Annotated in this window: 21 protein-coding genes; 4 read left to right on the forward strand and 17 right to left on the reverse strand. The window is 34.8% G+C overall.

The genetic code is table 11. The annotated features are described in order from the left end of the window. The 3 genes from ABMQ40_RS15715 to ABMQ40_RS15725 form a co-directional block, all read left to right on the forward strand. Window positions 1-1,238, forward strand: a 1,238-nt coding sequence (locus ABMQ40_RS15715) for an alpha/beta fold hydrolase (RefSeq protein ID WP_370901289.1), incomplete at its 5' end; no start/stop codon positions are given. A gap of 59 nt (window positions 1,239-1,297) precedes the next feature. Continuing rightward, window positions 1,298-1,543, forward strand: a complete 246-nt coding sequence (locus ABMQ40_RS15720) for a hypothetical protein (protein WP_370901291.1) — start codon at window positions 1,298-1,300, stop codon at window positions 1,541-1,543. A gap of 14 nt (window positions 1,544-1,557) precedes the next feature. After that, window positions 1,558-2,772, forward strand: a complete 1,215-nt coding sequence (locus tag ABMQ40_RS15725) for a TCR/Tet family MFS transporter (RefSeq protein ID WP_370901293.1) — start codon at window positions 1,558-1,560, stop codon at window positions 2,770-2,772. A gap of 308 nt (window positions 2,773-3,080) precedes the next feature. On the opposite strand, the gene ABMQ40_RS15730 is transcribed toward ABMQ40_RS15725, so the two are convergent. Beyond that, window positions 3,081-3,659 carry a hypothetical protein gene (locus ABMQ40_RS15730; RefSeq protein ID WP_370901295.1) on the reverse strand — a complete coding sequence of 193 codons (579 nt, stop codon included), beginning with the start codon at window positions 3,657-3,659 and terminating at the stop codon, window positions 3,081-3,083. After that, complete coding sequence (locus ABMQ40_RS15735; RefSeq protein WP_370901297.1) at window positions 3,604-4,803, reverse strand: hypothetical protein; 1,200 nt, start codon at window positions 4,801-4,803, stop codon at window positions 3,604-3,606. The genes ABMQ40_RS15730 and ABMQ40_RS15735 overlap by 56 nt, the downstream gene beginning before the upstream one ends. 813 nt (window positions 4,804-5,616) lie before the next feature. Here ABMQ40_RS15735 and ABMQ40_RS15740 point away from each other — a divergent pair. Next, on the forward strand, window positions 5,617-5,952 hold the full coding sequence (locus ABMQ40_RS15740; RefSeq protein WP_370901299.1) for a helix-turn-helix domain-containing protein: 336 nt from the start codon (window positions 5,617-5,619) through the stop codon (window positions 5,950-5,952). Between the two features lie 31 nt (window positions 5,953-5,983). On the opposite strand, the gene ABMQ40_RS15745 is transcribed toward ABMQ40_RS15740, so the two are convergent. The 15 genes from ABMQ40_RS15745 to ABMQ40_RS15815 form a co-directional block, all read right to left on the reverse strand. Next, window positions 5,984-6,268 carry a hypothetical protein gene (locus ABMQ40_RS15745; RefSeq protein ID WP_370901301.1) on the reverse strand — a complete coding sequence of 95 codons (285 nt, stop codon included), beginning with the start codon at window positions 6,266-6,268 and terminating at the stop codon, window positions 5,984-5,986. Between the two features lie 611 nt (window positions 6,269-6,879). Then, window positions 6,880-7,449, reverse strand: coding sequence for a hypothetical protein (locus tag ABMQ40_RS15750; protein ID WP_370901303.1), 570 nt, complete (start codon window positions 7,447-7,449; stop codon window positions 6,880-6,882). A gap of 173 nt (window positions 7,450-7,622) precedes the next feature. Then, the gene (locus tag ABMQ40_RS15755; protein WP_370901305.1) at window positions 7,623-8,135 is read right to left on the reverse strand and encodes a PH domain-containing protein; all 513 of its coding nucleotides are present in this window, start codon (window positions 8,133-8,135) and stop codon (window positions 7,623-7,625) included. Window positions 8,136-8,137: 2 nt separating this feature from the next. Next, the gene (locus ABMQ40_RS15760) at window positions 8,138-8,665 is read right to left on the reverse strand and encodes a hypothetical protein (protein WP_370901307.1); all 528 of its coding nucleotides are present in this window, start codon (window positions 8,663-8,665) and stop codon (window positions 8,138-8,140) included. A 526-nt stretch (window positions 8,666-9,191) separates the two neighbouring features. Next, window positions 9,192-9,848, reverse strand: a complete 657-nt coding sequence (locus ABMQ40_RS15765; protein WP_370901309.1) for a hypothetical protein — start codon at window positions 9,846-9,848, stop codon at window positions 9,192-9,194. Window positions 9,849-10,001: 153 nt separating this feature from the next. Next, window positions 10,002-10,364 (reverse strand): hypothetical protein, encoded by a 363-nt coding sequence (locus tag ABMQ40_RS15770; RefSeq protein ID WP_370901311.1) that lies wholly within the window; start codon window positions 10,362-10,364, stop codon window positions 10,002-10,004. A 541-nt stretch (window positions 10,365-10,905) separates the two neighbouring features. After that, window positions 10,906-11,160 (reverse strand): hypothetical protein, encoded by a 255-nt coding sequence (locus ABMQ40_RS15775; RefSeq protein ID WP_370901313.1) that lies wholly within the window; start codon window positions 11,158-11,160, stop codon window positions 10,906-10,908. A 272-nt stretch (window positions 11,161-11,432) separates the two neighbouring features. Then, entirely contained in the window at window positions 11,433-11,885 is a 453-nt protein-coding gene (locus ABMQ40_RS15780; protein WP_370901315.1) for a hypothetical protein, read from the reverse strand. A gap of 4 nt (window positions 11,886-11,889) precedes the next feature. Then, window positions 11,890-12,270: a hypothetical protein gene (locus tag ABMQ40_RS15785; protein ID WP_370901317.1), complete on the reverse strand. Its 381-nt coding sequence runs from the start codon at window positions 12,268-12,270 to the stop codon at window positions 11,890-11,892. Between the two features lie 212 nt (window positions 12,271-12,482). Continuing rightward, window positions 12,483-13,157, reverse strand: a complete 675-nt coding sequence (locus ABMQ40_RS15790; RefSeq protein ID WP_370901319.1) for a hypothetical protein — start codon at window positions 13,155-13,157, stop codon at window positions 12,483-12,485. 82 nt (window positions 13,158-13,239) lie between these two features. Continuing rightward, window positions 13,240-13,899, reverse strand: a complete 660-nt coding sequence (locus ABMQ40_RS15795; RefSeq protein ID WP_370901321.1) for a hypothetical protein — start codon at window positions 13,897-13,899, stop codon at window positions 13,240-13,242. Between the two features lie 77 nt (window positions 13,900-13,976). Then, window positions 13,977-14,486 (reverse strand): hypothetical protein, encoded by a 510-nt coding sequence (locus ABMQ40_RS15800; protein WP_370901323.1) that lies wholly within the window; start codon window positions 14,484-14,486, stop codon window positions 13,977-13,979. Window positions 14,487-14,497: 11 nt separating this feature from the next. Continuing rightward, on the reverse strand, window positions 14,498-21,187 hold the full coding sequence (locus tag ABMQ40_RS15805; RefSeq protein WP_370901325.1) for an RHS repeat-associated core domain-containing protein: 6,690 nt from the start codon (window positions 21,185-21,187) through the stop codon (window positions 14,498-14,500). Window positions 21,188-21,223: 36 nt separating this feature from the next. Then, a complete protein-coding gene (locus ABMQ40_RS15810) occupies window positions 21,224-21,700 on the reverse strand; it encodes a T9SS type A sorting domain-containing protein (RefSeq protein WP_370901327.1) in 477 nt (158 codons plus the stop codon). A 6-nt stretch (window positions 21,701-21,706) separates the two neighbouring features. After that, window positions 21,707-21,958, reverse strand: a complete 252-nt coding sequence (locus ABMQ40_RS15815) for a hypothetical protein (protein ID WP_370901329.1) — start codon at window positions 21,956-21,958, stop codon at window positions 21,707-21,709. Window positions 21,959-22,187: the final 229 nt, after the last annotated feature.

Here is a 22,187-nt window from a genome sequence, read left to right on the forward strand (position 1 = left end):
CCCTGCTTCAGTTTGAAGGGATCCGTCAGGCAGCCGTTCTGGTAAAAGAAAACAAGGGAAATATGAAGTACCTTGTTGGGTATTATGTTTCCGATCCGGTAATCGATCCGCGTCAGCTGTCGGAATTCCTGCAAAAAACGCTTCCGGAATACATGGTGCCGAATGTTTTTGTTCACTTGACAGCCTTACCGCTAACCATTAATGGCAAGCTGGACAGAAGACAGCTTCCTGAGCCGGAGTTTACCGGGATATCGGAATACGCAGCTCCGGAAAACGAGCTTCAAAGACAGATTGCAGCGGTGTATGCTGAGGTATTAAGCCTTGATCCGGAAACCATTAGCATTCATGATGACTTCTTCCGAATAGGAGGAAACAGTATTATGGCGATAAAGCTGATCAGCAGAATACAGCAGGAATTAAATATTAAAATTAAAATTGTAGATGTTTTCAAAGAAAGAACCATCAGCAAGCTATCAGCCCTTATTGGCAGATATGGTAAAGAATACAGAACCGTATCCATTCTGAATGCTGTTAATAACAACCCGAATATATTCTTTATCCATCCCGGAAACGGAGGGAGCGAGGTATATCAGTCTCTGTCGGAACAACTGAAGACCCACTTCGACTGCTATGGAGTAGATTCTTACAATCTGTATCATGAAGAAAAGATTGATAATCTGAATAAGCTTGCAGGCTATTATTTAGATCATATCAGCCGGATACAGGAACAGACCGGGCAGGAAGAATATATTTTACTGGGCTGGTCTCTCGGAGGAAATATCGCTTTGGAAATTGCTTCCCAGTTAGAAAAAAGAGGATGTAGGAAGATCAGAGTCTATTTGTTGGATACCATTTTCTATGCTTCAGATGAGAAGTTAGCCAGCTTCCTTTCGCTCCCTTCGGATGAAGAACTGAGCAGCAGACTGGAAATTTCTGTAGACAACAGTCGTTTTATGGCCACCAAGAGCTTTATGTCTGCAGAATTTGCCATTGCCAGAGAGCTGATTTCCAGTAATCTGAGCTTTACAAAAGTAGTATTATTAAAGGCAATGCTGGGCAGTGACGGATTTGACGAATCATTTAACAATTATGTAATGGGTTGTACATACAATAATGTAGATTCAGTCATAGAAGATAAGGAGTTGTTATCAGTATACCCTATTGAAGCGGCACACCAGTCTATACTGGAAAAAGAAGAACAGATCATTGATATCATTAACAAAACAATTGGAAAATAAAAAAGACATGAGAGATCACCGTCTCTCATGTTTTCCTAAAGAAAACAGAAAAGAAACTTATGAACAGAACAGCAACATCAAAACCACAGATATTTTTATTATCCTATGCCGGTGGAGACAGGAGCTTCTTTCGTCCTTTAACGGGAGGACTGCAATCCCATTTTCAGGCTGAGACAACAGAATTTCCGGGAAGGGGCGACCGAGTATCAGATCCCCCTTTAAAAAATAAGCAAAAAGTTGTAGCAGGGGTTTTGAAAACAGATTCAATATGCCAGCTAAATGATACAAAATTATATAACTCATAATCAAAGCCATACTTATGTCTGAAAAAAAAGAACATGCTTTAACCTTTATCTATATTACAGTCCTGATTGATATCATTGGAATAGGAATCATCGGACCGGTATTGCCAACCTTGATTACAAAACTGTTAAATACAGATAATATAAGTATCACTGCCCATTATATCGGATGGTTTATGTCCGTATATGCTTTAATGCAGTTTTTATTCGCTCCTGTTTTGGGCGGCCTAAGTGATAGATACGGACGCAGACCCGTACTTTTATGCTCATTATTAGGGCTCGGAATAGATTATCTCATTCTTGCATTGGCTCCGAATATTGCATTATTGTTTGTAGGAAGAATTATCAACGGAATTATGGGCTCCAGTATGACAACGGCAGCGGCATATATTTCAGATATCAGTACTCCTGAGAAAAGAGGAAGGTATTTTGGCATGATGAGTGCGGTGGCTGGAATAGGAATGATTATCGGGCCGGTAATAGGGGGGACGCTTGGACAATATGGAGAAAGAATTCCTTTTTATGCGGCTGCCGGACTTGGCCTGCTTAATGTTGTATATGGTTTTTTTGTACTTCCGGAATCATTATCAGAAAATAACCGCCGTCCATTTTCCTGGAAAACGGCCAATCCCATCGGAGTAATAAAAAGTCTGGATAAGGAAATATTGGCACCGTCTTTTATTATCGCCTTTATTCTTATCGCCCTAGCAGGGCACTCCGTACAAAGCTCCTGGAGCGTATATGTTATGGATAGATTTAATTGGAAGGAAGATATGATTGGCTATTCAATGGGATTTCTGGGGCTGCTGATGGTCATCTTCCAGGGCGGACTGATAGGGCTTTTCATCAATAAGCTGGGACAGAAAAAGTCGGTAATTATTTTCCTGGCATTCTTTTGTATAAGTATGCTGCTGTTCGGAATTGCAAATAAAGGCTGGATGATGTTTGCCGTCATAGTGATTTTTGCCCTCGGAGGAATGGCCTCTCCAATACTTCAGGCCATGATCTCTTCAAAAGTTCCCGATAACAAACAGGGATTGTTACAGGGCGGACTCACAAGTGTTCTCAGCTTAACCTCTATCTTTGGACCATTGCTGATGACCTGGGTATTTGCTTATTTTACCTCTCCCCGGTCGCCGGTTTCCTACAGTGGGGCCCCTTTTATTTTAGGAGCTGTTCTAGCGGTAATCGGAAGTTTTTGTATATACATTGCTATAAGAAGAGACGATTGAAAAAATAAAAGCTTCTTTAAACAAATCTGGTGTAATCTCCGGGGGAGGTAAAAGAAAGGAGTTTATAATCCATCTCCTATGTTTGCAAAGTTCAAATGTAGGAGATTTTTTAGGTAAGGCTTGCATTTACCAGCACTCACAGCAATAAGGCATAATGCATTATAAGGAATAATTTTGCCAGGTTAATATCCAAATATGGATGGAATACCAATTAATGAGGAATTATGCAATTTTTAACATAAAAAATCTGCCTCAGTTATGAGACAGATTCTTTTGTTGTAAACCGTGATTATATGCTTACCTTTAACCTACTTACCATTTGATTCGGGTTTAGAAGAAGAATTCGGGTCAGGAAAAGGTTCAACCTCAGGAGTTTTTACAACGGGTTTGTCACCCCATCCATCTGGTTTCTTATCCTTGGGTGGAGGTGGAGGAAAAATTGATATATCAGACGCAGGAGTATCATCCTTAACCTTATCCGTGGTTTCCCTGGCTTTGCCCATCACCCCTGCGGATGGATCAACTACTGACGCAGGATCGCTCATTGCTTTCTCTAAACTATCACTGGATAGGTTGATATCAGAGGTCACCGATTTTATGAAATTGAATATAATATCGGATTGCGGAGATGTTTCTCTCACAATTTTCGGATCCTGTTGAACAGGTTCTTTGGGAGGGGAAAACGGGTCGTGAGGAGGGACACTGATTGATTCATTTTCTTTCGTTGGTATGAACCCGAAAATGTCTTTTTCTGCTTTGCTTCCGGCAGTAGACAGACTGCGGCCAAAATTGAATATATCTGGAAATGCCATATTATTGTTTTTTAATAAGTTATAATAAATTGATTTTATCTTCAACATTAAAATTGTGAGGACGTTGTGTTCCAAATTTTTCTTCACTAACACGTTCAAGTGTCTTGCTTTCGAAAATAGTATGGTTTACATCCAGCACTGATACTGTTTCGGCTATTCCTTTTGCTCTGTATAGGTCTTTTCTTGTTGTAAGATTTAAATGAGATATGTTAACAGGAATTATTTTAGCCGGAGGGGGTGAAGAAGGAAGTGTAGAATCAGTATCTGAAATATGATTAACTAATTCATCATAATTCAATGCAATGAATCCACTAAACGTAATGGGTACTTCATAAGTAAATTGTTTTATCTGACGCCTTTGTGTTGCCAGCGTCTCAATACGGGTGTTGGGAGCAATCTTTCCTGAAACATTAGAGGTTGAATTCCATGATGTTGTTAGTGTACCGGAAATCGAACCCGTGAGAGAAAGCTCTAACTCTGCCTCTAATTCTCCACGACCGATAGCAGTACCTGTGCCTGTGAAACTTTGGCTGTTTGAATTGGTGGAAGTAAATTCAGTTGTTTTTTCAACTTCTTCTTCTTCTTCAACAGAAACTTGGGTTTCAGTACCTATGTCGTCTTTATGATTATGTAAAATTTGGGTTTTCGTGGCTTTTTGGCTATTCTCTTTTTCTAGACTATTAGCCAGACTCTCTTCCAAAACCGTCTCTAAAGTTTTTGATATTTCTCCTTGCAATTCTCCTTCAATTTCTCCTTCAAAAGTGACGGTTCCTGTAGCTGACAAAGTCCAATTGATTGTATTTTCTATTGTAAATTCAATAGTGTCAGAAAATTGCTGTGTATCAGTCGATCTGTTATCATAGGTTCTGGTAGATATTACATCAGCAGTTGGCTGAATAATATTTGACCTTTCTTCAAACAAAGGAGATCCAATTTCAAAAAAAGTAATCCATCCTAGCTTTGCAGCGTTCGGATCAGGAAAATTACCAACTTTTTTCTCGTTTATAGATATTCCTACTGGCCATAATGGGATTTCGTTAAAATTACTATCCCTGACAGTATATCCTCCCTTATCTACTTTAACCCGTTTTAAACCAGGTAATTTTTTGTTCAGAAGATCCTGAAGAAATTCATCTGTTATTCCTAACTCTTCCATGTTTTTTACTGTGAGAATGCGTCGTTTCGCAGGGTCAACAGTGTACGTTGTAATTTTCGCCATATTTTAAAATTATAATTTGGTTTTATTATATTTATTTTGTTACTAAAGAAAGAAACTGAATCTATTTTTCTAGGAGTTGGTTCCGGTTTGTATTTTTAAAAAAAGTCCCTCAACGGCATCCGTATTTCTTTCTGCTAAAATTACTCCGATGTTATAATAAATGAAAAAAAGCATCCCTACATAAACACTACTTATTTATAAATATCTGATTATCAGCGATAAGTAAATAGAGCTCTCGATAATATTCTGAAAATGAAAAAACAGATGAAACTGAAAGTATGGTCAAAATAGGGTGCCTTGTCTTAAAATAGCTTCACACATTAAGCTACTAAAAATGACAAAAAGCCAAGATTCAACTCTATTAAGCATGAAGCTTTATAAAAACGGAGAAAATCGAAGGTCATCAGAATACTTACAGAAATGGACAAAGGTTTATCAGCTTCTTTTGATAAAAGCCAGGATTTAAGGGCTTCCGGATATATGAGGCATTTTGAAGCTACAGGAAAAATATCCTATCCGGGCCCAAAAAAGGATTATAATGAAGGAAAGCAATTTGTTATGTGCACACGGGATTATTTCTGCTTGAGCAAGCTGCAAAGAATTAATTTGAAAAATGGTTTTCTTTGATGGATGATTTTTTGTTTGAGAATTGAGAACATCAATTTTTGGATGAAAAACATGTCTGTTTTCTAATTTGAAGTTTGTGTTTTTAAGGCATAAATTTACACAACATTCATTTTATTTTTTTATTACCTAAAAGTGTTTTATTTTTTGTGTGATACTTTCATTTAAGGTATTTTAAAGCACTTTATTATGACTTTTGGAGAGAAAATTATATTGGTAAGAAAGCAACTTAAGTGGTCGCAAGACGACCTTGCTAAAAAGATTGGAACTTCTGCTCCCATTATAGGAAGATATGAGCGTGAAGAGATTAAGCCCTCTATTGAAGTGGCTTCTAAATTAGCCGATGCTTTGGAGGTAACGCTGGATTATTTATTGGGTAAATCCGACAATATGACGTTGGACAAAAAAAGCCTGCAACGTTTGCAGGATATTGAACAACTCCTGGAAGAAGATAAAAAAAATATTTTCTACACCATTGACAACCTTATTAAAGCTGCTAAACTTAAAAATATTGCAGCTTTATAAAAAACAACTTCCACCGAAAGGCGGGAGTTGGTTATTTTAATTTAAAGTGTTTTACAATAAAATAGATTCCGGGAATACAGATTAACGAAAAACACAAATAAAAACTTATTCCCAAATCTAAAATAATAGATACTACTAAACTTAAAAAGGGAAGCATCAAAAGCAAAATCCCATTCATTAAATAATTAGGGGTTTTTACAAAAAAAGGCGTTTTATTTTTAAATCTGTACTCATCACTATACTTACGTGAATGCCAGTCTTCAAAATCATCCATGAAATCATTCTCTTCACTAATTCTACGATCTTTCTTACTCATTTTTAAATGTTTTTTTAGTTATTGTATTAGAAAAAAGAAGTAATAACAGAGAAATAATTATACTAATAATTTTATTGAGTATATTAAAATCAATTCGGAGAACAGAAATATTACTCATTAATGTGAAACTTGTAGTAAAAATAATATAATATGAGCAAATAATAACTGATATCCTAAAAATTAACGAATTATTTATATCTATTTGTAGATAGTTATCTTTCTTGAAAAGCCTATCTACCAAATCATTGTTAATCCTAAATAGTAGAAAAACTATCAAAAAATTTAAACACACATATAGAAACACATTCATTGTCCAATTTCCCCTTAAAAATGAGGTGTAAATTTTTTCAGGAATTATAGAAACACTATCTACAAAAAGTTTTATAGCAATAAAATAAATGCATATTTTTAATAAATCTCGATATATCATATTTATTTGTATATAGGATATTGATTAAGACTTTGTCCGCCACTGCCAAAATGATAGTTATAACTAGTTGTTCGTGGAAAAGGAGTTCCAACTCCATAACCAGGCATATTAAATGTATATCCTGCTTTGATTTTAACATTTACATTACTGGTGCCTTTAGGAAGAGTATATTTAGCGGATCCTATTTCTCTATAGCCACTTTCAATAGCGCTATATCCATAAGATCTAGATAAAGGTATCGTAACATTAAATGTTGAAAATACGGACTACTTCCAGTAATATTAACTTCTCCAAAAAAATATGGACTAATTTGGGTGTTTGTTGCAGAGCCAATAGCAGACACTGTTAATTCATTTCCTACAAGTGTCATATTCCCTTTTATCGTATATAAATCAAGATCCATTGTACTTCTGCTATCTTGTTGAATGAATAATGCAGCACCTTGCTCTACTTTAAAATTTACAGTTCTTTTTATCTTAACATTAGCTCCTTTCTTTGCCTTCGGATCATCCGGCCCGCCGTCCCCCAGATGCGCCACGTGATTCAATCCAGCTACAAAACCACCGATTACAGCACCCTGCCAGAAATTTCCTCCCGTAAGCTCGGAGCCAACACCTCCTAAAATTGTTCCGGAAGCAATAGTACCTACTGCACTACTAGCAAACTTACCAGCAACAGCACTAAATGCAGAAGCTCCGTAACTTCCTAAAAGACTTGAAACAAAAACAGATTTAAAATATTCCGGTACCAATTAATACCGGAATATTTATTAAATTAGGACAAGTTTCTATCTCAAAAAAGGCATTAATAAAATCCTATTTCTACAATAATTAATATTATCCCAATTATAATTTAAAATTTTACTTCGTCGTATTTCAAGATTTTATTTATTTCGTATACCTTAAATTTTAAAGAAAGTGAACTTTATTTTATAAACAAGAGTGCAAAAGGCGAAGGTTTTTCAATTATATTGATAGATTTAAAATTTTCCTTAAAAATCTTATCTATTTTATAGTCTAGTAGAGAAGACAAATTAATTTGTCTTCCATCTTTCAAACACACTTCAAGATAATAGTAATAATCATTATATGGTAATGCAGAAACTCCAACAGAGTCACTAAAATGTTGTCTAGTTGCATAGATGTTAATCTTATCAATATTGTCTTCTTTATAAACTAAGTTATCAATAATTAGTTTATTTTGTTCAATTACTATATTCTTATACACATTATTATTTAGATAATTTATATGTAATATAATTACAGGTAAAAAAAGCACTAAAAAATAAAAAATAAATGTTGATAAGAATAGTATTTTAAACAAATCAAATTCAGTTTTTATATATAAAAAATACATCCCTCCAAGATAAACCATACTTATTATAAGCAACTCCCTTAGAGCATGCAATTGACTTTTAATCGAAACTTTTAAGATCATAATTAATGATATCGTCTTAGACTATTTATAGTCGTGTTATAAAATCTGTTTGTACTTTGTTTAAATTGAGGCCACCAAGCATCCCAAGCACTTTCAGCTGCTCCTCCGCCCAAACCAATGACTGCTCCTACAGCAAAACCATAAGGACCACCTATTGCAGTACCAACTTCGGCTCCTACAACTACTGAAGTGATTGTCGTCCCCATTTTAAAAGAAAATCTATAGCCACTAATTTTACCCTGATAATACTTTACACCATCATATATTATTTGTCCTCCTGCAGATAAATATCCTCCAATTTTTCCAAATTTCCCTAGAATCTTACTATTTCCTTTCAAACTTTTATCCATCGCATCAATAAACTCAGCAGAGGCCCCTATCTCTTTACCTACTTTTGCTCCCTTCCTAATATCATCCACAGAGAATTTTCCTTTCTTAGTTTTTCCCGGTGGATCTTTTTCATCTTTATTTCTCGGTCCGGTCATCTGATGCATTACATGATTAAACCCTGCAACAAAACCACCAATCAAAGCACCTTGCCAGAAATTCCCTCCCGTAAGTTCAGAACCAACACCTCCTAAAATTGCTCCGGAAGCAATAGTACCTACTGCACTACTAGCAAATTTACCAGCAACAGCACTGAATGCTGATGCTCCTATATTTCGTAAGAACTCTCCGAAATTTATAACTTCGGAGAGTTAAGATTAAATGGCTATTAAGAAGTATAAGCTTTTTGTTAAAAAAATGATCCCAATTCCAGATTATAGTTTATATTAATTCATTAACATAAATTAATATTGAAAATGCTTAAAATATCTGTTAAAACTCCACGCTTTATAAAAAAATACACTATCGTAAATATTAGTGAAAATATTGCAGCTTGCCAACCGTTTATATCTGTAAACATGGAGAATGTTGATTGTCTTTTTCTTTTTTGATAATATTTTTTAAAGTCAAAATCAGATTTTCTAAATTTAAAATCCAAAACAAAAAACATATACAAAAAAATAAAAAATAAAAAGATAATATTTTGAATTATATAATTACACATATAGTTTATTTTAATTGTTTTTTAACTTCTTTCCAAGCTTTAGGACCTCCTTTAGTTGCTCCTTTCATTAATATACCTTGCCATATTTTATCATAATTGCCTAATTGGTAGTTACCCCAAGATTCTATTCCAAATCCAGTCCACCACAGCCCTTCTCCTAAAATTACTCCCGGCATAGAGCCTCCTCTTGTTGGAAGTATTAACTGTTTTGATACAAGATTAACTGCTGTACCTGAATATTTAATAGTTTGTCCTAAGGTAACAGTAGACATAGCTTGGATTTTCATATTATAAATATTGGTATAGTTTCCTTTAGTTGCAACATTAAATCTATAAAGAGCATCATTCCCATGTATTGAACCTACAACTTTTCCTCCAGAACCATATATATTTACCACTTGGTAGCCATCTGCAGCACCAGAATCATTTATTGTCTGATATCCTTCAGACACCTTGTTTAATGTCCATTGCTTATCATCTGTAGAATATCTTGCATCCCAATGCTGAGTTAAAACCTCTTTAGGAGGGTTAAAATCTATATTATGCATCACATGATTAAACCCGGCCACAAACCCTCCGATAGCTGCTCCTTGCCAGAAATTTCCTCCGGTAAGCTCGGAGCCAACACCTCCTAAAATTGCTCCGGAAGCAATGGCTCCCACGGCACTACTAGCAAACTTACCAGCAACAGCACTAAATGCAGAAGCTCAGTAACTTCCTAAAAGACTTGAAACAAAAACAGATTTAAATATTCCGGTACCAATTCACCAACACGTTTGATGCATTACCAAATTCAGAGACAAGAGAAAACTATACTATTTCCATTTTATATTAAGTTTTTCTTTATTGTTTAAAATTTCAAATTCACTTTTATTTAACGGACCTTTTATTTTCTCTTCATAATTATATTTATCGAAAGTCTTATCAATAAAATAATATTTATCATCTCCATAATAATCAACACATTTAAATATGATATATTTATTACTAATTTTATAATCTTTAACCTCAAAAAGGGTGATGTTTAGTTGATTAGAGTCATCAAGTTTAATAGCTGCTACAGGGTAATCATGAAATTCACCTCCATTGGTAACATATAAATCTTTATAAATTTTCTTTTCGGAAAAATTACAAGAAATCAATGTTAAAATTATAAGATTTATAAATACTTTCTTCATTATCTGTATATTTTTTCTTTCCATATGTAAACTTGTTGCATATTACCCATTATTGGCATAGTATTTCTACTCCAAGATGGCACAGGTGCTTGATAAAAAAATGATTTGAAACTTGTTTTGTTCCATATCTTAAACGTCAAATTAGAACCATCAGAATATACATCAATTGTCATAATTCCTATAAATTGTTTAAATGGGCTCATACCAGAATCTACAAGACCTTTAAGACCGAATTTTCCGCTAAAGTTAGTAACCTGTACTTTAGAACTATTTAATCTATCAGTTTTGGCATACCAATAATCTCTTGCTTTATTTACGGCAGGCGCATTTTTAGAGAATTAATAATTCTATCTTTTGTTATCGTTCTGTTTGAACTCCACTACCAGTAAACCAATCAGATGTTAAATCAATAGCATCACTAAAATTTGCAAAACCATCAAAAATATCCTGTTTTATTGAATTAGATATTCTTTAATAGTTCCTGGTGTCTTCTTTTTTCCTGGTGGGTCATCTGGTCCATTTTCCATATGCATCGCATGATTCAATCCAGCAACAACACCTCCAACCAAAGCTCCCTGCCAGAAATTTCCTCCTGCCAGTTCAGCACCGACGCACCGGAAACCGCTCCAAAAAACAGGGTTTCTACCGTGGTATTAGCGGCCTCTTTTGCAATGGCTCCGAAAGCAGAAGCTCCCAAACTCCCCAAGAAACCAGATGCCGCAGAGCTCAAGAATGCTTCTCCTTGTACAGAACTTAATATTCCTTGAGCTACCGCATGGGTTCCTGCCTGTATCATGACAAAACCTATTTGTCCAACAGTTTCTTTAATGAACTGTGACACGGTTGTACATCCTCCGGCACCGGAAAATAAGCTTACTTGTGCATAAAATTCTAGGCCTCTCTATATATTGTTCGGCATTAAAAACTCTGGCAATTCTGCTCTATGTCTTCCAATGTCCAAAAGCATTTTTTGACCATTATAATATGTCCATATTTCTTTAACCCTTCGAAGCAGAGCGTTGCACTATAAAGCCATCCCCCAAAAATCGGGGGACGGTTCATTGTAAACTATTTTATTTTTTTAACAGTTATAACCTTGCCATAATTACATAAAAATGAGAAGCATGATAGTTTCATAACATCATCAGTAAATTCAAAATCTACATCGTCTATTCCTTTAAGTAAAGGTTTATACAAATAGCCATTTTTATGGAAAATATTTTCTTTGTATAGAATAAGTTTATTCTTTTTCAAAATATAGTTTCCATACCCATTTTCTGGTAGTCCAATTAATTTTTCTTTAAAGTTTATATAAAGTCGTTTTTTATTTTCGAATAAAATAATTAACATTCCATTTTCTTTTTCAAAAATTTGACACTTTAATTGATTTCCTTTCTCATTTGTAATATTATAATGAGTAGTCTTGTAATATATTTTACCATTTGGAAATAATATATCTTTTAACACAAAAAAACTCATGATTAAAACTGCTACAAAAAACAATAAAAATATTTTCTTCATTTGATTACTGTCCAAAAAGTTTGAAATTACTATACTTTATAGCAGAGCTGGTACTAGGAAGCCCTACATATCTTCTATAAACATAGCGAGCATTTGAAGGTAAATGTGATGGATTTGAGCCGAAATCAGTAATCCTTACAACGCCTGTTGTACTTGCACTTATAGAATGTGTCGGAGAAACCATTATAGCAACATGGCCCGATGCATCTGAAAAATTTCCTTTTATTGCTACAACATCTCCTGCTTGCGGAGAGCCTACAACTTTCCAACCGGGAATATTATAGTTAGGATCTGCCCATTGTCCAGCAGTAACCGGTGAACCTAAACCTAAGCTTGCTGCTCTACCATTTGGATCACTTGTATAAATCCCTGAAGCATCCAACATGTCATCAACAAAAATATTACATTATTTGTACCTGATCCATAACGTCCATTCCTTTTATCGTAAGCCCAATCCGTACTCCCATTTTGTTTTTTTACATTTTTTACAATCTGCTGCCTTCTTTTAGTAGGATCATCTCCCTTCATTGTATGAAATATATGATTGAATGCCGCTACAAAACCACTGCATTGCAGTGGTTTTCTATTTATTGGTATTTAAAAAAATAAAAATGCCATATAAATAATTAAACAGATTATTACAGGAAAGGTAATATCCTTCGATTGATATGAAAAATGTTTCCCAAAGAAAATTTCCCATAAATAACTTATAAAAAGTAAATTAATCATGGTTTTAAATGCAATTTTAAATGTTGTTGCTGAATATCTAAAATTGAGATAATCACTATTGAAAATTGAGCTGATAAAACCCTGTAAATAATTAGTATATAAAATATTAAACAAAAAAATAAAAAGAAAGGATACAACAAGATATGAAAAAATAAAAATTATATTTTTAGTATTACTTTTTTTTAAAACTTTCAAATTATAAAACAATAATGCTCCTCCCAATAAAGGGCTAAATATTATAGACAAAAAAATTATGCTATTTTTGGAAAATATAGAAGCTTGATTAGTTACAGACTTAATATCTGAATTTTTATTTTCTTGTTCTTGTTTTCGAACATAGCTTGGCTGTTCTGCTATTGTCTTCTTCTGGAGTAAATTTTGTATCCTTAAAACTTCATCAGGAGAAAAATAAATTCCTCTTTCTTGTTGTAATATTTCAAATGCATATTCAACAGCTTGGGATACATATCGATTATCTTCTTTTAAATATTCTCTAAGCCTGTCTGTTGGCATTTTGCGTAAGATATTTTTTGAAACTTCCATATTTAAAATCCTCTTCTAACATTAAAAATTGCTTGTCTTTGAATATAGCTACCAAAGCGTGTCATAAAATTATCAAAATATTTTATTCCTTTCCAATAAGTGTTTTCAATATAAAAACCAATACCCGCTCCAACGACAGTTCCAACAATCCCACCAACAGTAGCTCCATACTCAGCCCAACAGCAGCCCCAGCAAGAGAACCAAAATGTGCAGATGTTAGACCTGACGCTGCTTTTGTAACAAACCTAAATGTAAATTCATTCTTACTGATTCCGTTATACTGCTGCAACTTATGGTCATAATAAATTTCTCCACCCATAGATAGATAATCTACGATACCTACTTTTAAATTTTTGCCTAAAGCTGTGTTTTCTATCCAATTGTCCAAAACTTTATCTAAACCTGTTTTTTGAAGAGCTTCTGTAGTAAGTTGAGTTCCTGATTTAATTTGTTCAAGTTGTTTTCGTTGTTCAGGCGTTAGTTTTTTTATTAGCTCATCATCTCCAGGTCCGTTCATCCTATGCATCGCGTGGTTCAATCCGGCTACAAAACCACCAATTACAGCCCCTTCCCAAAAATTACCTCCCGTAAGCTCGGAGCCTACACCTCCTAAAATTGTTCCGGAAGCAATGGCTCCCACTGCACTACTAGCAAACTTACCAGCAACAGCACTAAATGCAGAAGCTCCGTAACTTCCTAAAAGACTTGAAACAAAAACAGATTTAAAATATTCCGGTACCAATTAATACCGGAATATTTATTAAATTAGGATAACGTTTCTGTCTCAAAAAGTATCAACTCCAGAGTTTTACTTATATTTTAATCAGTACAATCAATACTTTTTAAATTATGTTCTTTATACTTTTTGTAGAATACAATTCTTAAAGAATCAATATAATTGTTCAAATCCGCACTTTCATAAAAATCTAATGCTTTCTTGAATACCATTGTTGTTTTAATATTAGGGTTATCTGTTGGAATATAAGGAGGATATTCTTTTTTAAGCCATTTTGAGATTAATATATTATAATTCTCATCATCGTATGATTTATGGTCATCAGAATAAAAATCCATTTTTAAACAATTTTCATTATATAACTCATTAGAAGATAAATCGAACAAGGAATCACATTTTTTTATGTGGTATTTTTTTTCTTCTTGTCTAATAGATTTTTCATACAAGTCTATAAAAGCATATCTTTTATGTTTAGATAATAGTATTTCTATTTTTCTTAAATCTTGCTCATTTGTGGGTTTTTTATTTGTTGAGCAATAAATCAGTACAAGCAATAAAGAAGTACCAACGAATATTATGTATTTATAATTCATATCACTTAGCATTAATAAAATTTATTATAATAAGGAGAATAAAGCGTATGCCCAAACACCCCTTTTCCATTTTTTATAAAAGCCACATCGACGTGATATACACTTCCTGTATAGCTTTTATTTTTATATTGAACATTTATTCCCCAACCCGATATGTTGTATCCTTGGCCATGTGAAATAAATCTTGAATCTAAAGCTTGAGCCATTTTTGTTGCAGAGGTATAATATTTTGTTCCTTTCACTCCAGTCCATTCTCCTCCTATATCAATACCCGATTTTTCAAATGCAACACTCAATCTAATAGCACACGTATTTATATACTTGTCCGGATTTTTTAAATATTCTTGATAAAGAGGTCCTCCAACTTCTTTATATACTGAATGTGCATCAGGATAATTTTTATAATCAGGATAATTTTCTCCTATCTTTTGTCTTTCTTTAGGCGTTAAGGATCTTTTTGCAAAACTTTCTTCATCGTTATCAAATCCATTCCCCATCTGATGCATCGCATGATTCAATCCAGCAACAACACCTCCAATAGCAGCACCCTGCCAAAAGTTTCCTCCTGTAAGCTCAGAACCAACACCTCCTAACACAGCACCTGATGCAATAACACCTACTGCACTACTAGCAAATTTACCAGCAACAGCACTAAATGCTGATGCTCCGTAGCTTCCAAAAAGTCCAGAAGTAAAAGCACTTACAAAATCCTGTCCCTGCATCAGGGATAGCACTCCTTGTGCTACAGCATGCGCAGCTCCCTGTACCATTATCGTCCCGAACTTTCCAAGCTCCGTTGCAATTTGGGTAGCAGTACCAGCCGAGGAGACAAATACACTTCCTATACCATAGGTAACAGCCGCAGAGGCAGCACCAAATAGTGTAGATTTAAAGAACTGTCCTAAATCCCAATTTTGTCCGCTAATCGAAGTCATAATAGTATAGCTGAATGATGCTACCATTGCTCCGATAATCACAGCTGATAAAAATGCTGACTCTACAATAAACTCCCCACTCGGGTCATTAAACATCAGCGGATTATTCATTACATACCCATACTTATTATAATTCTGGGTATTGTAAGGATCCTGAATATTTTCATCAGCATTTAAGAATCTTCTTAATAATGGATCATACAATCTACCGTTCATATGGATGATTCCTACCTCTGCAAAATGCTCATGGCTGGTGTAGCCTCTGTCCATTAATAACGAAGCATTATCAATTATATTCTTATCTGTAATGATTGCTCCATTTCCTATTTGCAGATGGGTAAAATTACCCCAGGCATCAAAATGCCTTTGCTCCAATTTATTGCCAGCTTCATCACTGATCGCCAGAATACTTCCGATATAGTCTTTATGTAAAAATTTGTAAGAACCGCTGCTCTCCGTAAAGTTCTTTAAATATACAATATTAGATTCATAAGGTGTTCCGCCGATGTACAAAATATGCTTTTCCTTTCCGGTCGTATTGTCTTTTACGATTTCATAGCTTCCGTCTTCACTGTAATATTTTGTGAATTTCCCTTCTCCATCCGTGCTGAAGTTTCCTCCATAGGTCACTCTCTGCCTCATTGAAGTTAAGCCGTACTGGAAGGCAACATCTCCTTTCATTCCGTCAATGAAAACAGGGTCATTATTTTCATTATACGCAATGCTTTGAATCAGATCATTGTTGTAGTTCTGAGTTCCTGCTGCATTTAAAGTCATTCCTGTTGGCTGGTAGATCTTGGCAGAGTTTTCATACTTCATGGTTCCCACCTGGTCATTTTCCATAATTCTACCTTTAACATCATAGACGTTTCGGTTCGTTGTTGGCTTGATCCCTGTTACAGGATTTGTCCAGTTTACTAATCGGTTGTTATCATCATAATCAAATGATTCAACAATATTAAAATCTCCTCCCGTCGTTCTGCTTTTCAGCTCATTCTTTATAGCATCAAATGAGTAGGAGAGTTGAAGGATACCTGGTTTTACTGCTGATGAATGATTGACATTGGTTAAGAAACCATTATTATCATAGGTATTGTTGACTTCTGCTGCCCCTAATTTTGCTTTCAACACCTGTCCTTTGGCATTGGTTTCTTTCAGTTCCCATAATATTTTTCCTGAGGCTTTATCTTTCACCTGATACAATTCACCATTCCAGGCACTGTATACATTCTCAATCTGTACTTTAGTAAGAACTCCCGAAGAATAGAGCTGTTTTTCATAAGAAATCACTCTTCCTTTATCATCATAGGTAATACCTTTTCGTATATAATATTTTCCATTGCTGCTTTCTGATGAAGACAATAGTCTTCCCTGCGGGTCATACAAAACATTGGAACTATAAGCTTTTCCTTTTGATGTACCGCCTTTTGAAATTACCCTGCCTTTGTCATCATAGGTGAAGGTGATCATTTTGTTGGTGGCTTCTCCGCCATCAGTGGTGGAAAGCTCTTTCTGGGAGATTAATTGTCCTAAATTATTGTACGTGTACTCTTTCGTTCCTTTCGGGCTGATGATCTTCTTCGGTTGTCCGAAACCATCATATTCATATTTATACAATCCGTTGGAAGGATCATTGAACTCTGACTTTCTGCCCCAGGAGTCATATTTTGTAGTGACAATATTTTCTGCATATTGGGCCTTGATCTGCTCTCCGGCTGCATTGTATGCAAATGTGACTGTTCCCCCTTTATCTGTCGTAGAAATTATATTGCCTAAAGCATCGGTTGTTTTTGAAGTAGTTCTTCCATACCCGTTGAGCTCTTTTACCGTTGTAGTGAGCCCCGAAACGGAGGTTTCCACCTGCCTGCCATTGAATGAAGTAGCTGTTCCTTTGGCAGGATAAACAGAATCGTCATAGACAATAACATTCCATTGATTGGCTGATTGCCCTTCAAAATACGGTTCGGATTCTTTGATCTTTCTTCCTAAAACATCATATTGCGTTTCCTGGGATACAAATTGCCCCTGGCCGAATGCTTTGGTGGAAACTTTGTATTCCTGCCCCAGCTTATTGGTGTATTTTTTTGAAATATCGCCATCAGGGTCATACTGGGTAACAATAATATTGGAATTATTGTCTCTTTCATACTGATAAGTGGTTGTACCTCCCAGATTGGTCTTGAAAGTTAACAGCTTACCCCATGGGTCATAGGTATTAACAAGAGTATTCCCTGAAGGATCGGTTTGCTTTTTAATCTGTCCCCAATCATTGTATTCAATATGGGTTTCTAATCCTAAATTATCTGTTTTTTTAATAACAAATCTTCCTTTAGGATCATACAGAGATCCGGTAGTTTGAGTTTGGGAATCTATGCTATTGCTGATCGTTTTCTGAGTAATATTCCCGAAGCCGTCATAAGTATAAGTTTCCAGTAAATAGCCGGTATTATCCCTATTCCATGTTTTAAGAGTCTTTAAAAGATTATTTTCATAAGTGTATTCTTCCTTAGCAGATTTTGTATCACCATAGGCCTGAATAGTTTCTGTTTTAACTTTAGGTTTTCCAATGCTATAATTTATTCCGGGAGTAATATTAGGCGGATAATATTCTAATTCAGTTGTTGAAACAGAATATCCATCATTAATCCTCGTTACCGATTTTTTAGGAAGATATAAATTATCATATTGCTCTACAGTATGAACTGTTTTAGTATTGGTTAAAAAATCTTTTGATGTCGTTACGAACGGATTAATGGCAAGAACTATTTTAGGCTTATCTGCATCAGAAACAGAGGTAACAACATTTCCATTAAGTAGTTTATCAATTTTATGATCATATTGTTTGAATGATAATAATTGAGTGTTATTTAACGAAATGTCTGTCGGGAAAATTTTGTTCTCATCTGTTGTTCTGATAGACCAGTCTTTATATGGTAACCCTTCATTAGTAGGGTTTATTTCTGAACCTGTCCAAATTTTAGTATTTTCAAATCCATTGGCAAAGAATGTGGATCTTGCCGTTTGCCTGAAACCAATAATTCCTCTACCATGAAGATGACCAATTAAATCTCTATATCTAAATTCTTGTTTTCTTTCTCCTTGGGTTAGTTTTGAGACAACATGATAGTTTAGATTCTCTTTAATATTAACATAAGGATAAGTTACAGTATTGGTTTCTAAATAAGATTTATAAATGTTCCCTTCATTTACCAAAGGAGAATATTCTAAGTCTGTTTTTATTCCACCTTGGGTAATAGATTTTATTCTTGATATCTTATCAATCTTACTTCCTAAATTCCAAGTAATCAATTTTGTCTTATGGATAATAGCAAAGTCAGTATTTAACTGCGAAAGACGAAAAGTTCCCAATAAAGGCAAATAGTGCTCTCCATATTTGGAGTAATTAATATCTTCATCATCATTATCTCCCCATGAAGTTGCTTCTTTAGGACTAATATTGTAAACATTATTAAGAATTGGCTTACCAGCACTATCTACACCATCATTCCTAAAATAATTAAATCCATAGCTGGAATCAGGGTTATTAATTGCTAATTCTCTAAACCATACTTCGGATTGAAAAGTTAGAAAATCACTTTTACCATCTTTATTCAAGTCAGGTGCAAAATAATTCCTTATGGTATTTCTTCGTTTAGTAGGAGCTCCTGTATGTTGAGGCTGGTATAAAGCTAAATTTGAATAATAATGTTCTATTATACCTTTACCTGTGGAAATAAACATTTTCCAATCTGATGAATCTTCAGCGATAGGAGACATTACATCAGTTTTGCCATCACCATTAAAATCACCAAGTAAAGCAACCCCTCTGACAGAAATTTGTGCCGGTGATTGCACTTTCAGATCAAATTCTTTTGTAACAGTATTTAAAGAATAAACTTTTGTACCACTGATAAGGCTGATTAGATCTGTTTTACCATCACCATCAAAATCCCCTATAGGAACGGGTTTATAATAATATGGTGAAGTAAATAAAGATTGCCCTATATATTTGCTGTAATCACTTAAAGGTAGATTGACTCTTTTTAAAGTATTTGTTAATGGGTCAAAATAAAAATCAAAAACTTCGTACCCGATTTCTTCGGCTCCTTGAAGCTCAGGATAACCATTCCAATCATACCCCCATATTTCTTCCTGTACTACTTTTAATGTAGATATAATAAATTCTGATATTCCATCTCCGTTGAAATCTCCTTCTAAAAACTTATATGGAGAATTATCGGCAACTAAAGGATTGGATGGACTGTATATAGGTGTATATCCTGCGGTACTGTTAAAATTATAAGAAGAAAAATCTAATTCCTTGGTAGTAATTTCTTCAAAGTTATTCCCATTAAAATCATAAATCCTTAATCGTGTTTTACCATCAGGTTCACTGGAAGATAATGTATAGAGTGCATCTTTTGGAATAAGATTACCGTTCTTTAAAAAAGTCCCTCTGGATATCGGACTTCCGGTATATAGTACTGTAAAAAATGTAGAATTCCCATCAAGCCTGCTAAGCATTAATGTAGCGCCTTTAACAAAATCTAATTTCCCATCACCATTAAAATCTCCAGATACGACCCCTTCTCCATATATTTCGTCAAATCTGCTATTATTATTGAAAAGGTTTGATGCTAGTGGATCGGCTTCATTTTCAAAGACTATTGGATTGGCAGCTTCATTAGCCGTGTTATATTCTGTAATTGTTTTGACAAACTGGTAGTTCGTACCATTATTTCCGTATTCTACAACATATTTTTTAAACTGGTTTATATCGTATTTTACAATAATTTCCGTTAAAAGTTTATCCTGAACAAGCTCAAGCCCATATACATAATTAGATTCTTTAAGGTTTCGATCACTGTACTTAAACTCAATATGATTGAAATGAGGTTTACTCAAAGTTTCATTTCCACCCCAAGTAATGCTTGAAATTATCGCCACATGATTAGAGTTGTTCTGAGTATAATTATAAGTAATATAATTTCCTTGTAGATCTTTCCATTTAACAATATTATATTCCAAAGGTGTTCTAGCTGTACTGTTTCCAGAAGCTGTTGCTCCATACCATGATTGAGAGCCATCCTCAAAAGTCACTTCCCAGTATTCAGGTCCCTGCCACAATTGGCCTGTAATGGTTCCAACTGACTTAATCTTTATATTAGAATACTTTTCTGTTACATATTCAGCTCCATCTTTCCCATATTCTCCTGATTTTAATATCAATCTTTGTCCATTGAAACTATAGTAATCTGAATAGTCTAATTGAATACCTTTTATCTCTCCATCCTTTTCAATATTCCTGCCAACTCTTGATATTGTTGTAACCCCGGAAAGATTCCAAGAATATCCTGCAACCCCATTAGAAGAACCGCTAGTATACATTAAATTAATCTGAGGAGCTACACTTTTTATTCCCGGTGGCAAAGCAATGGGTAAAGTAAATTGCAATTGTCCGGCTCCATTCACTTCAATATTTCCTTTGGTATCATGAAAGCTTTTTCCGGCAGGAGCTGTGGTTCCCGATGGGTTGGTTGCCCCTGCATTGGAATCCGCTGGACCTCCTTCCGGATTTTCCGTAGCAGGACCTATCTTCGCAATAAAAGGATTCGACGAATTAGAGGAAGCATAAAATCCCTGCGCCAGGATTACTGATTGAGGATCCTGAACTGTACGGGAGGTACTTTCTGCCTGGTACAATATGGTCTGTGAAAAGCCTAATACCGAACACAGGCAAAGTATAAATGATGAAAATAATTTCATATTTGTTCTTTTGAGTAAATTATTTGGTTAAAAGCTTTATCGTTTGGTGATGTTTCGGCTAAACACCCTTCCGTCTTTTAAGGTAAAGCGTAAGACATATACCCCCCAGTCATAGCCTGTCATGTTGATTTTGATCTGCTTATTCAGTTCAGGCATATTCTGCTGTTGGAATTTCCAGTGTACTGTACTGTGCTGATATAGAGAGACAGACTCTATCAAACCATCCACTTCTTCTGTCCAGTCAATTGTTAATACATCGTTTACCGGAACAGGGTAAAGCCTGATTTGCTTCCAAAAAGTAGCTTCATCCATCATTTGAGATTCAGGTTGAACTTGGGTTGTAGCAACTATTTTAGATTCCGTGGGTGCAGGTTCCTGTGCTGTCTTGCCTGCTGAATTGGTTCCTCTGTAACGTTGATTTCCGGCTTCATCGTATTTGAAATAAACCTCCGTTTGTGAAAAGCCTAGGAATCCGATCAACAAGGATAATGCTGAAAGTAATTTTTTTCTCATTTGTGATTATTTAGTATTAAGAAGCTTTTGAACCTGTTGTTCTAATTTTTCAATTTTTTGAGTTTGGGATTTTAAAATTTTGTTTTCTTCCTGAAGTTGCTTTATTTGTTTATTCTGCTCAATAGAATACAAAGTTAATTCTTCAATTTTCTCAAGAAGCTTGGCATCCATTTCACCAAGATTAATACCTTCCTTAACCACCTTTTCCGCAGACGGAATATTAGGCAAATGCCCTTTCTCTTGAATATGTTTCTCCACCTCATCTAACGTGCGAAGCTTGTAATCTTTCTTAAAAACATAATCGGCCCAGACATTGGCTTTTACTTCAACCTCTTTAGCATATATATTGCCGTCGAACCTTGCTGTTTTATTATTGAATATCTTTGCCCAGATACCATGAGAGTCATTACCAAATCCAATATACGATGAACCATGGAGTTGCTAACTTTGTTAGGACACGATTCTTATACTCTTTAACTTTAAGAGT

Origin of the sequence: Chryseobacterium gossypii, from assembly GCF_041361455.1 — a bacterium.
In the GTDB taxonomy this organism is placed as follows: domain Bacteria; phylum Bacteroidota; class Bacteroidia; order Flavobacteriales; family Weeksellaceae; genus Chryseobacterium; species Chryseobacterium gossypii.